This is a genomic window from Marinobacter sp. SS5-14b (assembly GCF_030541005.1).
In the GTDB taxonomy this organism is placed as follows: Bacteria; Pseudomonadota; Gammaproteobacteria; order Pseudomonadales; family Oleiphilaceae; genus Marinobacter.
The window spans coordinates 78,857-92,882 of the sequence record NZ_JASSVM010000008.1; the positions used below are offsets into that span (position 1 = coordinate 78,857).

Below are 14,026 nucleotides of genomic sequence, written 5' to 3' on the forward strand. Positions count from 1 at the left end.
TCTATTCAGTGTCTTGGCCGAAGGACCGGCCCAGCGCGTCCGGTTTAGACGAAAAAACCCTGACCATTGGCTGTCGTCCTTCCACGACGCCAACAATTCTGTCATATCCGATGAAAGCCCCTACCATGTAGACACCGGGGCCAAGCCGTTTGTAGGGCTCAAGAATCATCGTTCGCCAAGCTTCGATATCCAATAGAACCGACTTTAACTCTGGAACTAATCGTAGAATCCTGCGGTCCGCCACGCCGAGCCAATGAGAAAGCTCAATATTATCTTCTGTAACGATGCCGACGGTTTCCATTGACGCAAACGCTTGAAGGGTGGCGTAGTCATATTGTGTCGGCGACGAAACTCCGTCCTCAGCTCGCTAATCCCGTTCACGTGGATTTCCAACTAGTAAGGTCAGATGGCAAATACCGTAACCTTTCCAAAGGCAATGCGGACAGTAACCGATGCTCATTGAGAGTGATGGAACACCTCTGACCCAAAACTGTATATTCGAACATTATTCTGATAATCCTGATTGACTAGGTCAAGATTGGGTCGATCAAAGGGTGCGAATTGTCACAAGCGGGGGTGGTGCCAAGTCTCTCCTTGGCGCGTCACACCACTGGGCAGATGTCGCGTTTGCCTAGCATCCGTGCCGGCGTTGAGTCCCGGTCGTCCTGACCAGCTGACTCGGCCCCAACCCTATCATTGTCAATGCAGGATTCGTGTGAGATATATCTTAAAGCTGCGTAGGATCCTGAATTGGGCGTGGCGGCGACTGTCCGACCAGGGATGAGGAGGATTAACAATCAACCTGTTTCGCAAGGTAGGCTCTACCGACCTTCTTTGCATATCGAGTCTAATCTACCGACATATGCCTGAAGTCGTTAATTGAGAAAGACTCAGAAACAAGTTTAAACAATGAATCAGCCAACTGGTCATGCCGCTATAGCGTGGTCGGAAATTGACACAACAAATTATCCTGTGGTCGCAAAGCGGACATTCAGAATGTATCAAGTTTATGAAAAATTATGGGATTCGAAGCAGCATAATTGAGTACTACAAGGCCAACCGCCCGCGATTCTCGTCTAGTAAGGGTGCTGACGAGTGATACCTACCCGCACAAAGATGACGCTCAGACCTGGCGCAACGACTGATCTCTGGATAGAACTCTGAAGCCCTCTGCTCAACCCAACAAGGATAGGTGCGTATTCCGGCGAACGTGAACACCCATACCGGTTGAACGTGAACACCATTTTTCTTAACGCATCACCCACCGGAGTTTTTACTCCGGGTGTTCACGTTCAGTCAATTTCCTGAAGTCGTTTTCTCATCGATTCCCCCTTCAGAGCCCAGCGATGGGCGTTGTGCATGAGCCGGTCCAGGATGGCGTCAGCCAGGGTGTTATCGCCGATGGCGGCATACCACTGATCCGTAGGCAGTTGGCTGATGATCATGGTTGAGTGCGTGCCGTGACGGTCATCCATGATCTCCATCAGATCGTTTCGGTGTGCCGGTTTTAGGGCTTCGAGTCCCCAGTCATCCAGGATCAGCAGCTTCACTTTGGCCAGCTGGTTCAGCGTCTTCTGGTAGGTGCCGTCAGCTTTGGCCTGAGTCAGTTCCAGCAGTAACCGGGAGATCCGGTAATACCGGGCACTGAGGCCGTTCAGGCAGGCCTGGTGCCCCAGTGCACAACCCAGGTAGGTTTTCCCGCTGCCGCAGGGGCCGGTGATCAACAGGTTCTGGCCACGCTCCAGCCAGTCGGTCTGAGCCAGCTGGGCCACCTGAGCTTTCTTCAGGTTGCGGGGGTGCTGGTAGTCGATGTCCTGGATCGAGGCACGGAGCTTCAAGCGGGCCTGGCGTACCAGGCGGTCCTGTTTCCGGTGCTCTCGGGTCTGGAACTCTCGGTCAAGCAGCAGTTCCAGGCGCTCCGCGAACGGCAGTTCGTCGTAGGTGCCCAGCTGGTTTTGTTGGTGTTCCAGGGCGGCAGCCATGCCGCCTAACTTCAGGTCTTTCAGTCGTGCCAGGGTCTGTGTTGTGCTCATGGGTAATGTCCTAGTGGAAGCTCTTCGGGCCACGGATATTCTCGTGGTGTTGAGGGAGTTCGGCGTTCAGGGACAACTGCTCCGGCAGCTTGTCCCGGTTGCTCCGGAGAATGGCCTTGATGTGCTTCAGCCGGTTCAGACCTTCCCGATTGGCGATGCGGCAGCCGGCATTCAGGCGTTGGCTGGGGTACTCCCGAGTCAGGTTGAGCAACCCGAGACAGACCCGGTAGGCCTGCTCCGGGTGTTCCCGCTCAGCCAGTCGATCACTGACCCAGATCAGCGTGTCTGGCCCGATGTCCCGGGCCCAGTTCTTGAGACGCCCCGGGGTCCACTGCTGCTGTTTTCGATGCCGGGCAAGCATATGACCGGCTTCGGTGGTGGTGCCCGGCCTGTGACGCCGTGGGTGACTTGCCACCTGGCGTTGCCGGAAGTGGACCTGCACCAGATGATCGCTGGCCTGGACTTCCACCTGCTCGCCCACGTACTGGTGCGGTACCGAGTAATGATGCTGGTCGAACTCGATGTGGTAATCGATATTGACCCGGCAACGCCGGATCTCGACGTACTCATAGGGCTGTTTCGGCAAGGGACGCAGGGCTGGCTGATCCAGTGTCTCGAAGGCGGTTTGCCGGTTACCCGGGAGCCGCCGGAACGGGCGGCTGTTCAGCTCTTCAAGCAGTGACCGGATGCACTGGTTGGCTTCGGCGAGAGTGAAGAAGGTGTGGTGACGCAACCGGGCCAAGATCCAATTCTCCACGATTTGCACGCCGACCTCCGCCTTCGATTTGTCCTTGGGCTTGTAGGGCCTGGCCGGGAGGATGGCCACCTGATAGTGCTCGGCCAGTTGCTGGTAGCTGGGGTTTAGCTCTGGATCGTACCGACAGGCCTTGCTGACACCGCTGCGCAGGTTGTCCGGCACGACCATCTCCGGAATGCCACCGAAGAACTCAAAGGTACGCACGTGACTGGATAGCCAGTCTCGCAAACTCTGGCTCCAGGTGGCTTCAGCGTAGGTGTAGTTGGAGGCCCCAAGCACCGCCACGAACACCTGAGCGGTGCGTACCTCACCGGTCTGCGGGTTGATGATCGGCACGGTCGGGCCGCAGTAATCCACGAAGCACTTCTCCCCGGCCTTATGGGTCTGGCGCATGGAGCGCTTCTGCTGCTTCAGCCATTGCCGATAACGGTCACAGTACTGGGAGTAGCTGTAACAGCGATTGGGATACTGAGCTGTGTATTCCTCCCACAACAGCTGCTTGGTCATCCCTTTACGCTTGAGTTCCTGATGAACGGTGGCCCAGTCAGGCACCTGGTAGCGAGTCGATGTGGTGGGATCGGCACTGGGATAGAACAGGGCCGCAAGGCGGCCATCGTCCAAATCCTCGGGCAACGGCCAGTTGAGGTTCAGGGCATCGGCCCGGGCTAACAGCTTCTGGATGGCCCCGACACTGGTCTTGGTGCTGGCACTGATCTGCCGGATCGAGAGCCCGGCTTCCAGCCTTAGGCGAAGCACCTCTCTGATTTTACGCATTAGAATTCTCTTTGCTGGCACAACTCCGCTCCCCAGAAAAAGGAGTCAGAGTAGCAAACGGTCTAATAAACAATGCGTTAAGAAGGATTCCGGTTGAACGTGAACACCGTTTCCGGGAATGTGAACGCTGATTCCGGCATCGTGAACACCGATTCCGGAAAATCCGGAAAAGTGTTCACCTTCAATCGGAATGACTGTTCACGTTGAACCAGAATCGGTGTTCACGTTCGTCCGGAATGGGTGTTCATGATGGGCCGTAATATGCAATAGGGGGATGCGTGTCTTACGGGCACTTTATCGTTACAAATTAGTAACTTACTAACAAAATTGGCCCCACCTGTCGGTGGCCCGACAGGTCCACCCAGCTTGATGGAAACCTATCAGCCTCTTACAGACCTGACAACGACGCGCAGGAAATTAGTCGTCGATCACATCAATTGACACACAGACAAAAGCCTGACTACACTAAATCTTAATTCAGAATTCTATTCTGCACAGCAAAACAATAACCTCAAAAGAGCGCATACATGATGACAACAAAAAATATCATTTTAATTTCTCTTCTTGCCGGGAGCGCAACCACTGCGTGGGCTGCAGAAAATGTCGATCTGCCAGCCACCATCGGAATGACTGCCTATGGCACCAGCTCAGCAGGTTATAGCCAGATGGCTTCTATCGGCAATCTACTACGCAATGAGTACGGCGTATCACTGCGGATCCTGCCCGGCGAGAACGACGTTTCTCGGATGACACCACTTAAAACCGGGCGCGTACCGGTTTGTTCCTGTGGCATTGCCGCTTATTACGCCGCCGAGGGCGTACTGATGTTCTCCGAGGACAACTGGGGGCCGCAGCCGGTTCGGGTTATTACCACATCCATTGCCAGTTTTGGCCTGAGCATTGCTGTAGCCGGCGATATCGGCGTAGAAACCCCCTATGACCTCAAGGGCAAACGCATTTCCTACATTCGTGGTGACGATGCCCTGAACCTCGGCACCGAAGCCATGCTGGCCTTTGGCGACCTCACCTGGGATGACGTGGAGCGGGTAGACTTCCCGGGATACGGCCGTGCCTTTGACGGCATCGTCGCCAATCAAAGCGATACCGCATTTACCGTTTCTGTCGCCGGCGGCCCACAACAGCTTTCCGCCAGTCCGCGCGGTATATCCTGGCTGGAGCTTGATCCTGAAGACACCGAGGGCTGGGAGCGACTGCGCTCCGTGGCTCCCTATTTCCAACCGCACCTGGTTACTTCCGGCGCCGGCATCAGCAAGGATGAGCCGTGGATTGGTTCCAGCTACCCCTACCCCATCATCATCGCCAACGCCGATGCCGATAAAAAACTGGTGGACGGGCTGATTCGTGTCTTCACCGAGGATTACGACAAGTACAAGGACTCCGCACCGGGCAATGCAGGCTATGCGCTGGAGAACCAGAATCTCAACTGGGTCATCCCACTGCATGATGTGGTCGTCGACTACTACAAGGAAATCGGCCACTGGACGGAAGATATGCAACAACACCAGGACATGCTGGTACAGCGTCAGAATATCCTCCTGGACACCTGGGAGAGCTACACCAAGGCCAACCCGCCTGCCGACAAGGAAGCCTTCAAAAAGGGCTGGATGACGGCGCGGGCAGAAGCACTTCAAGCGGCGGGCATGAATCCGGTATTCCGGTAAAACCTGCTGTCCTGGTTGAAACCTGATTCCGGTGTAAAGACAAGGGGTCTGTTACACCGGAGTTCTTTCAGGAGTCTTACTGCATGTCTGAAACACACAACAGTGAACCGTCGAAAGAAAACGTCAGCGGCATCCGGCGGCTTTCCGGCGGATGGCCATGGGTCCCCAGGGTTGCAACCCTTGTCCTGACACTGCTGACGATTGACTACCTGTTCAATTTGCAGCTGATCAATATTGTTACCAAAGTGGAAAGCCAGTTTTTCTATGTGGTGGTGGCACTTATGCTACCACTGGTTTTTCTGCTTTGGCCAATGTCACGCCACGCTTCCCGGAACAAGGTTCCCTGGTACGACATCATCCTGTTCCTTGCCGCCTCGGTTATCTGCGGGTTCTTTGTCTACAACGCGGAAACTATTCTGGATTACGGCTGGGAATACGCGGCACCACAATACGCCGTAGTGTTCAGCTTCCTGTTCTGGGTTACCGTCATCGAAGCCATTCGTCGGGCCGGCGGCCTGCCGATTGCCATGATTGTCGGTGTCGCCAGCCTGTACCCGATATTTGCAGACAAGCTGCCGGGCCCCATCCAGGGGTTTCCATCCGCCCCCGACCAGACCGCGATCTACATGGCCATGAGTCGAGAAGGCATCATGGGCGTGCCCTTACAAGCCTTTGCCAACATCGTGATCGGCTTCCTTCTGTTTGGCGTCGCCCTGCAGAAAACCGGCGGCGGTCGTTTCTTTATCAACCTGGCCTTCGCATTGCTGGGCCATGTTCGGGGCGGACCGGCCAAGGTTGCGGTTTTCTCCAGCGGCCTCATGGGATCCATGAGCGGCAGCGTAATCACCAATGTGATGACTACCGGAGTGATGTCAATTCCGGCAATGCGCCGAGTCGGCTTCAGCCGTTCCTACGCAGCCGGCGTAGAAGCCTGTGCTTCTACGGGCGGTGTTCTGATGCCACCGGTTATGGGTGCCACCGCGTTCATCATGGCCGCGTTCCTGAATATTCCCTACGGCACCATTGCACTGGCGGCAGTAGTGCCCTCCGTACTGTATTTCCTCGGCCTGTTTATCCAGATTGATGCCTATGCTGCGCGCAACAAACTTCAGGGCCTGCCGGCCAGCGAATTGCCGTCACTCAGGCAGACATTAAAGGAAGGCTGGTACTTCATCTTCGTGTTTGCCCTGCTGATCTGGATGCTGTTCTTCCTGCGACGGGAGGCCACGGCACCATTCTTTGCAACGGTTCTCTTGCTGGTGATCAACCAGGTACTGCCCTACCAGCGCTGGAAGTGGCAAGACGTTAAGGACTTCTTCGCAGAGTCAGGGAAGCTGTTTGCAGAGCTGATCGCAATCCTCACCGGTGTTGGCTTGCTGGTAGGTGCACTGTCGGTTACCGGACTGTCAGGCACTATTGCCAATGACCTGATCTACCTTGCCGGTGGCAACACCCTGGTACTGCTGTTGATGGGAGCACTGACCAGCTTTGTGCTCGGCATCGGCATGACAGTTACAGCTGCCTATATTTTCCTGGCGGTTGCGCTGGCACCGGCCCTGATAAACGGCGGCGGCATGGATCCTCTGGCCGTTCACCTGTTCATCCTTTACTGGGGCATGCTCAGTTTCATCACCCCACCGGTTGCCCTGGGCGCCTTTGCCGCTGCAACGGTTGCCGGCTCCAATGCAATGAAAACCGGTGTGGAAGCCATGCGGCTGGGCAGCGTGATCTACTTTATCCCGTTCCTGTTTGTGCTTAATCCGGCGTTGATCTTCCAAGGCACCTGGAGCGAGATTCTCCTGGTGATTGTACAAGCACTGATCGGGGTAACGTTGATAGCATCGGCCATGCAAGGCTGGCTGATCGGGGTAGGCTCTCTGGCAGCAAGCAAGCTGTTGCAATGGCCAATCCGGCTGGGACTCATTGCCGGCGGCATGATCCTTGCCATCCCCGGTGGCGGACCGGTTCCGCTGACCAATCTGGAATTGTCTCTTATTAGTGCTGCGTTGATCATTCCTGCGGTCGTCGCCGCCGCACTGACGCACAAGAAATACGAAAGAAGGGAAAAGGCCCTGGCCTGAAACCATGTGCCCGGAGGGTGATGCACCCTCCGGGCTATTCATTTACAAAAAGCCGGCAAGTCTCTGGCGCACAATCCCTTCAGCCTCTTCCATGATTCTGCTGACCAGCTCATCGCAGGAAGGGATATCATTAATCAACCCAACAACCATGCCACAACTCCAGGCGGCTTCATCCATCTTGCCTTCCTGCAGTACCAGCTTACCCTTTGCGCCTGTGACCAGGTGGCGGATATCGTCAATGGTTTCCTGGTCACCCTTTTCACTCTCAATCCGGATAATTTCCCGCACGGCGGCGTTATCCATCACCCGCTCGGTGTTCTTCAGGTTACGCATGATCAGCCGGGTCTGCAGTTCATTGGCGTCCACAATTGCCTGCTTCACGTTCTCATGAACCGGCGCTTCTTTGGTAGCCAGAAAACGGGTGCCCATATTCATGCCTTCGGCACCCAATGCCATAGCCGCTACCAGGCTCCGGCCATCGGCCATCCCGCCAGATGCAATGAAAGGTATCTTCAGCTCTTCGGCTGCACGAGGCAGCAGGATGAAGTTTGGCACATCATCCTCACCGGGATGTCCGCCGCATTCAAAGCCGTCCACACTGACGGCATCACAACCGATTCGCTCGGCCTTCAAAGCGTGGCGAACAGATGTGCACTTGTGGATAACCTTGATACCCGCAGCCTTCAACTGCGCCATGTACTGTTCAGGACTGCGGCCAGCGGTTTCAACCGCCTTGACACCGCTGCGGATGATGACGTCAATGTACTCGGGATAAGGCGGCGCGTTGAAGGACGGCAGGAAGGTCAGGTTGACGCCGAAGGGTTTATCCGTCATCTGCTGGCAGCGGGCGATTTCACTGGCGAGATGTTCAGGCGTAGGCTGGGTCAGGGCGGTAATCATGCCCAGACCACCGGCATTGGAGACTGCCGATGCCAGTTCGGCAAAGCCTACGTTGTGCATGCCACCCTGTACGATCGGGTGCTCGATTCCAAATAATTCCGTAATTCGTGTTTTCACGGCATCACTCTTTTGTTGTTGATAAACATTTCCGGCCCTTAAACGTGAAGGAGCCGCTGCTGCGGCTCCTTCGTTGTCTTGCGATTACAGCTGCAGCGAACGCACTTCCAGAAACTCCTCAAGCCCCCACTTGCCGAACTCTCGCCCGATACCGGAATGGCCAAAACCACCAAAGGGAGCCAGCGGGTTGAAGCCGCCACCGTTCACCGTCACCTGTCCGGTCCGGAGTTTTGCGGCAAAAGCCTTTGCCTTTTCCCGATCCGCCGACCAAACCGCTCCAGACAGCCCGTAGGCAGTGCCATTGGCGATACGCAAGGCTTCTGCCTCATCGTTGTAGGGAATCACGCACAGCACCGGGCCGAAAATCTCTTCCTGGGCGATTGTGCTGTTCGGGTCTACATTGCCAAACACGGTTGCCTGTACAAAGTAACCCTTGTCCAGGCCTTCCGGCGCGTCCGGGCCGCCGGCTACCAGGGTGGCGCCTTCCGCAACACCGAGCCGGATGTAATCCACTACCCGGTCCCGCTGCTGCGCGGAGGCCAAGGGGCCCAAACGGGTGGCTTCGTCCAGCGGGTTGCCCGGGGTCATTCTGGCCGCGGCTGCAGCCGCCAGCTTGCACGCCTCGTCATGGCGATCGGCGGGCACCAGCAGCCGGGTCAGGGCGGTGCAGGTTTGTCCGGAGTTGAGCAGGCAGTTGCTCACTGTGCCTTTTACTGCGGCTTCCAGGTCAGCGTCCGATAAAACAACCGATGCCGATTTGCCGCCCATTTCCAGCGCAATCCTCTTGAAGTCATCCGCAGCGGCATGGGCAATGGCATGACCGGTGCGGGTGGAGCCGGTGAATGACAGCATGCGCACATCCGGATGCCGGATCAGGGTTTCACCAACGGTTTGCCCGGCCCCGCATACCATGTTGAACACACCCGCCGGCAGGTCGGTTTCATCCAGAATGTCAGCGAGAATAAAGGCTGCCTGCGGCGCAATCTCAGAGGGCTTCAGCACGACGGTGCAGCCGGCAGCAATCGCGGGTACTACCTTCAGAATGATCTGATGCAGCGGGTAGTTCCAGGGAGTAACACAGCCCACCACCCCGACCGGCGCATATTGCACTTCCGAGTTACCAGACTGCTCAACGAACGGAAACTCCGGCAACATATCGGTATAGGTCTTGGTTACAGTTGCTGGCAGGCCAGCCTGGATTGCCGTGGCAAGCTTCAGTGGCATGCCCACTTCCCGGCTGACCGCTTCCGCAATTTCCGGTGCCCTTTGCTTGAGTCCAGCATGCAGCTGGCCAAGCACGTTCACCCTTTGCTCTACAGAACTTTCAGACCAGACCTCAAATGCTGCATGCGCAGCGGCAATTGCCAGCTCCATCTGTCCCGGATCGGACATGGGCACCCGGGCAATCACGTCGCCGGTGGCCGCTTCATGCACATCCGCCATGTCGCCGTTCCAGTCGACCCAGCTACCATTGATGTAGTTCTTGTTCAGAATCTTCATGTTTTTCCCTCAGTCGAAGACAATCACGCCACGCGCGTTCTTGCCGGAGATCATGTCGTCAAAGGCCTGAACAGCTTCATCTATGGAGTAAGTCTGGGTGATCAGCTCATCGAGTTTAAGCTTACCCGCACGGTACAAACCTAGAAGCCGCGGGAAATCGTGTTGCGGCCGGGCTGAACCCAGCCAGCTGCCCTTCAGGGTGCGCTCGTCGGCCGGCAGGGTGAGCGTAGTAATCGAGGTTTTGTCTTTCGGGTCAGCAACGCCCACCACGACGGCGGTACCACCGCGCCCGAGAGACTTATAGGCTTGCTCAACCACGGCACCGGCACCAACACACTCAAAGGCGTAATCCACGCCGCCGGTCAGTTTTCTGATGGCCTTGGCGGCATCGTCCACTTCATTGAGGTCAATCGTGTGGGTGGCACCGAATTCCCGCGCCATGGCGAGCTTTTTCGGGTTGTTGTCCACCGCCACAATCATTTCGGCACCGGCGGTTGCGCAGCCCTGAACGGCGTTCAGGCCAACACCGCCAATACCGAACACCGCAGCCCTGGAACCCGGCTCCAGCCCGGCAGTATTAAATACAGCACCCACACCGGTCATCACGGCACAGCCCACCAATGCGGCGTTCTGTAGTGGCACATCCTCTGCAACCTTCACGCAGTTATCCACATGCAGGGTTGCATACTCCGCCATCACGCCACAGGCGCCGAACACATTCAAGGGCTCGCCCTGGCTGTCGCGGGTTCGAACGGTTCCATCGGGCAGTGTAAACATCGCCTTGCGGGCGTTTTCGCAAAGAACCGGATGGCCACGCACACACTGGCGGCACTTGCCGCACATTGAGATAAACGAACTAACAACGTGGTCGCCTTCACTGAAGCCTTCCACACCCTCGCCAACTTCAACCACCACACCGGCCGCCTCGTGGCCCAGTACCAATGGCGGTGGATACTGAATCTTTCCAGTGGTGGCTGAAAGGTCGCTGTGGCATACGCCGCAGGCGGCAACCTTGATGGTTATCTCGCCCCGTTTTGGTCCGTCCACCGTAATCTGTTCGACCTGTACCGGCTTGCCCCACTCCCGGCAGACCACCGCCTTTGCTTGTCTGTCCATTACCCTGACTCCTGTTGTTTTTGTGTTGATTCAGAGTTGGCGAGGCCGGTCAGAATGCCTCGTCAAACATATCCAGTGCCGTTGAGTCCACCGATTGCAGCAACTCAGCCGTTGCTAGCACGCCCGGCAATTCATACCGGCAAAAATAATCACAGGCGCGTAACTTGCCCTGATAGAAGGACTCAGGCTGATCACCGGCCCCACTGACTCCAGCAAGGGCTTTCAGGGCCTGTCGCAGCCAGAGCCAGCCGACAATTACCTGCCCGAAGGCATCCAGGTAAAGAGTGGCATTGGCCAGTGCTTTTTCCTTATCACCAGAGGCCTTTACTTCATTAATCACCCGGGTAGCTTCAACCATTGCGGCCAGGGACCGTTCAAGCAACCCGGCATTAGAAGCCAGCCGTTCCTGCTTGCGGGCCTCGGCAATAGTGGCTTCGATCCTGCTCACCAGTTCGCAGTAGTAACGGCCATCGGCCATGGAAACCTTGCGACCAAGCAGGTCGATGCCCTGAATACCATGGGTGCCCTCGTGGATCGGGTTAAGCCGGTTATCCCGGTAGAACTGTTCCACCGGATATTCCCGGGTGTAGCCGTAGCCACCATGCACCTGAATTGCCAGACTGTTAGCTTCGAGACAATAACGGGAAGGCCAGGACTTGATCACCGGCGTGAGCAAGTCGAGCAGCCCGGCGGCAAGCTCGCGCTGCTCGCCAGTTTCCGCAAACTTCTTCTCGTCCACCAATACTGCACCCTGCAGACAGAGCGCCAGCCCACCTTCCACATAGGCCTTCTGGGCCAGCAGCATGCGCCGGATATCAGCATGGCGGATCAGAGGCACCTGGGGGCTTTCCGGATCCTTCTCTCCAACCGGACGCCCTTGCTGCCGCTCGCGGGCATACTCAAGCGCATGAAGATAGCCGGTGTAACCCAGCATCACCGAACCCAGACCAACACCAATCCGGGCTTCGTTCATCATGTGGAACATGGCAGCCAGGCCCTGGTGGGGCGAGCCAACCAGATACCCGACCGCTCCCGCTGCCTCACCAAAGTTCAACATGGTAGACGTCGTGCCACGGTATCCCATTTTGTGAATCAGACCAGCCAGGGCGACATCGTTGCGCCCACCCAAAGAGCCATCTTCGTTAACGAGGACCTTCGGCACCAGAAACAGGGAAATTCCTTTTACGCCGGCCGGGGCCCCAGGTAAACGCGCGAGTACCATATGAATGATGTTCTCGCTCAGCTCGTGATCACCACCGGAGATGTAGATCTTGTTACCAAATAACCTATAACTGCCATCTGCCTGTGGCTCTGCTCGAGTGCGCAGATCTCCCAGAGAGGAACCTGCATGGGGCTCGGTCAGGCACATGGTGCCGAAAAAACGCCCCGCCAACATCGGCTCGGCGTAGCGGCTTTTCTGCTCGTCGGAGCCATGGGCGAGAATCAGGTTAGCTGCCGCAATAGTTAGCCCGGCGTAGCCCTGAGTCCCTACGTTGGCTCCTTTGAGCATCCCCACACACATCTGGGCAACCGCACTGGGCAGCTGCATGCCACCGCGCTCGTAGTCCTGACTGGCCGCCATCAGACCAGTACTTTTCAGTACGTCCAGCGCCTTGTGAACTTCCGGCCGCATGTGCACACGGCCATTCTCGAAGGTCGGCTCTTCTTCATCCACCAAGCGAGCATGGGGTGCGAACTCCTCTGCGGCAACTTTCAGCGCCAGGTCCAGCGCCGCCTGCAGCGTTTCACGACTATGGTCCTGATAGCGCTCAAATCTGAGCACCTTCTCTACTTCATGAAGTTCATAAAGCTGGAAAGCCAGGTCCCGGGTACTGACGATTTTCTGCTGCATGACGGCGCTCTCCGTTTATACCACTTCGAACAGGCCGGCTGCGCCCTGACCGCCGCCAATGCACATGGTGACCACCACATATTTGGCACCCCGGCGCTTGCCTTCAATCAGGGCATGGCCGGTAAGGCGGGAACCGCTCACACCATAGGGGTGACCCACAGAAATAGAGCCGCCATTCACGTTGAGTTTTTCCATCGGAATACCCAGACGGTCGCGGCAGTAGACCACCTGGGATGCAAAGGCTTCGTTCAGCTCCCACAGGTCAATGTCGTCCATGGTCAGGCCGTTACGGGCAAGCAGGCGTGGAACAGCAAACACCGGGCCGATGCCCATCTCGTCCGGCTCACAGCCTGCAACAGCAAAGCCACGGAAAATGCCCATGGGCTCGATGTTATGCTTTTCGGCATAGGTGCTGTCCATGACCGTACACACAGAGGCGCCATCAGAAAGCTGGCTGGCGTTTCCCGCGGTAACAAACTGACCCGGGCCACGTACCGCGTCCAGTGAGGCCAACCCTTCCAATGTAGTATTCGGGCGATTGCATTCGTCCCGGTCCAGAGTTACCTGTTTTTCGCTCACTTCACCGGTTTCTTTGTCTTTAACCAGCATAGTGGCGTCAAAAGGCACAATTTCGTCGTCAAACTTGCCGGACTGCTGGGCCGCGGCGGTGCGCTGCTGGGAAATCAGTGCGTACTCATCCTGCGCTTCACGGCTTACGTTGTAACGCTGGGCGACAATATCGGCCGTTTCGATCATCGACAGGTACAGTTCCGGCTTGTTCTTCATCAGCCATTCGTTAGTAGCACGGAAGCCATTAAGTTTGTCGTTCTGAACCAGGGAGATGGACTCTACGCCACCAGCCACGATGGCAGGTACCTTCTCCGACATCACGCGCTGCGCAGCAATAGCAATGGATTGCAGGCCGGAGCTGCAGAACCGGTTAATTGACAGCCCGGCCGTGGTTACCGGGAGCCCGGCACGAATAGCCGCCAGGCGTGCCATGTTCTTGCCCTGACAACCTTCGTGAAAGGTTGCGCCCAGAATGACATCTTCAACGATGGCAGGGTCGATTCCTGCACGCTCAACGGCGTGCTGGATAACGTGCCCGGCCAGATCAACACTGTGCGTGTTGTTCAGGGCACCACGATAGGACTTGCCAAGGCCGGTACGCGCGGTCGAAACGATGACAGCATCAGACATAAGATGAACTCCTT

The 14,026-nt window shown here is 56.8% G+C and carries 10 protein-coding genes; 2 read left to right on the plus strand and 8 right to left on the minus strand.

Translation table 11 applies throughout. The features are described 5' to 3' along the window. Position 1: 1 nt before the first annotated feature. The 3 genes from QPL95_RS15735 to istA form a co-directional block, all read right to left on the minus strand. Positions 2-301, minus strand: coding sequence for a hypothetical protein (locus tag QPL95_RS15735; protein WP_099615981.1), 300 nt, complete (start codon positions 299-301; stop codon positions 2-4). Between the two features lie 991 nt (positions 302-1,292). After that, positions 1,293-2,033, minus strand: coding sequence for an IS21-like element helper ATPase IstB (istB, locus tag QPL95_RS15740; protein WP_199453430.1), 741 nt, complete (start codon positions 2,031-2,033; stop codon positions 1,293-1,295). Between the two features lie 10 nt (positions 2,034-2,043). Next, complete coding sequence (gene istA, locus QPL95_RS15745; protein WP_303291908.1) at positions 2,044-3,585, minus strand: IS21 family transposase; 1,542 nt, start codon at positions 3,583-3,585, stop codon at positions 2,044-2,046. A 506-nt stretch (positions 3,586-4,091) separates the two neighbouring features. Here istA and QPL95_RS15750 point away from each other — a divergent pair. Together QPL95_RS15750 and QPL95_RS15755 are read left to right on the plus strand one after the other, a co-directional pair. Further along, the gene (locus tag QPL95_RS15750; protein WP_058091199.1) at positions 4,092-5,246 is read left to right on the plus strand and encodes a TAXI family TRAP transporter solute-binding subunit; all 1,155 of its coding nucleotides are present in this window, start codon (positions 4,092-4,094) and stop codon (positions 5,244-5,246) included. 83 nt (positions 5,247-5,329) lie between these two features. Next, positions 5,330-7,327 (plus strand): TRAP transporter permease, encoded by a 1,998-nt coding sequence (locus QPL95_RS15755; RefSeq protein WP_058091200.1) that lies wholly within the window; start codon positions 5,330-5,332, stop codon positions 7,325-7,327. 42 nt (positions 7,328-7,369) lie between these two features. Here QPL95_RS15755 and QPL95_RS15760 read toward each other — a convergent pair whose 3' ends face one another. The 5 genes from QPL95_RS15760 to QPL95_RS15780 form a co-directional block, all read right to left on the minus strand. Continuing rightward, entirely contained in the window at positions 7,370-8,344 is a 975-nt protein-coding gene (locus tag QPL95_RS15760) for a nitronate monooxygenase family protein (protein WP_058091201.1), read from the minus strand. A gap of 84 nt (positions 8,345-8,428) precedes the next feature. After that, positions 8,429-9,844: an aldehyde dehydrogenase family protein gene (locus tag QPL95_RS15765; protein ID WP_058091202.1), complete on the minus strand. Its 1,416-nt coding sequence runs from the start codon at positions 9,842-9,844 to the stop codon at positions 8,429-8,431. A 9-nt stretch (positions 9,845-9,853) separates the two neighbouring features. Continuing rightward, positions 9,854-10,960, minus strand: coding sequence for a zinc-binding dehydrogenase (locus QPL95_RS15770; RefSeq protein WP_094624531.1), 1,107 nt, complete (start codon positions 10,958-10,960; stop codon positions 9,854-9,856). A 49-nt stretch (positions 10,961-11,009) separates the two neighbouring features. Beyond that, positions 11,010-12,812, minus strand: coding sequence for an acyl-CoA dehydrogenase (locus tag QPL95_RS15775; RefSeq protein ID WP_058091204.1), 1,803 nt, complete (start codon positions 12,810-12,812; stop codon positions 11,010-11,012). Positions 12,813-12,827: 15 nt separating this feature from the next. Next, positions 12,828-14,012: an acetyl-CoA C-acyltransferase gene (locus QPL95_RS15780; RefSeq protein ID WP_058091205.1), complete on the minus strand. Its 1,185-nt coding sequence runs from the start codon at positions 14,010-14,012 to the stop codon at positions 12,828-12,830. Between the last annotated feature and the right edge of the window lie 14 nt (positions 14,013-14,026).

What these genes read in the sequence shown, in the direction of transcription:
- QPL95_RS15735 (WP_099615981.1), bottom strand. Translation starts at nt 301, where the DNA reads ATGGAAACCGTCGGCATCGTTACAGAAGATAATATTGAGCTTTCTCAT.
- istB (WP_199453430.1), bottom strand. Translation starts at nt 2,033, where the DNA reads ATGAGCACAACACAGACCCTGGCACGACTGAAAGACCTGAAGTTAGGC.
- QPL95_RS15750 (WP_058091199.1), top strand. Translation starts at nt 4,092, where the DNA reads ATGATGACAACAAAAAATATCATTTTAATTTCTCTTCTTGCCGGGAGC.
- QPL95_RS15755 (WP_058091200.1), top strand. Translation starts at nt 5,330, where the DNA reads ATGTCTGAAACACACAACAGTGAACCGTCGAAAGAAAACGTCAGCGGC.
- QPL95_RS15765 (WP_058091202.1), bottom strand. Translation starts at nt 9,844, where the DNA reads ATGAAGATTCTGAACAAGAACTACATCAATGGTAGCTGGGTCGACTGG.
- QPL95_RS15770 (WP_094624531.1), bottom strand. Translation starts at nt 10,960, where the DNA reads ATGGACAGACAAGCAAAGGCGGTGGTCTGCCGGGAGTGGGGCAAGCCG.
- QPL95_RS15775 (WP_058091204.1), bottom strand. Translation starts at nt 12,812, where the DNA reads ATGCAGCAGAAAATCGTCAGTACCCGGGACCTGGCTTTCCAGCTTTAT.
- QPL95_RS15780 (WP_058091205.1), bottom strand. Translation starts at nt 14,012, where the DNA reads ATGTCTGATGCTGTCATCGTTTCGACCGCGCGTACCGGCCTTGGCAAG.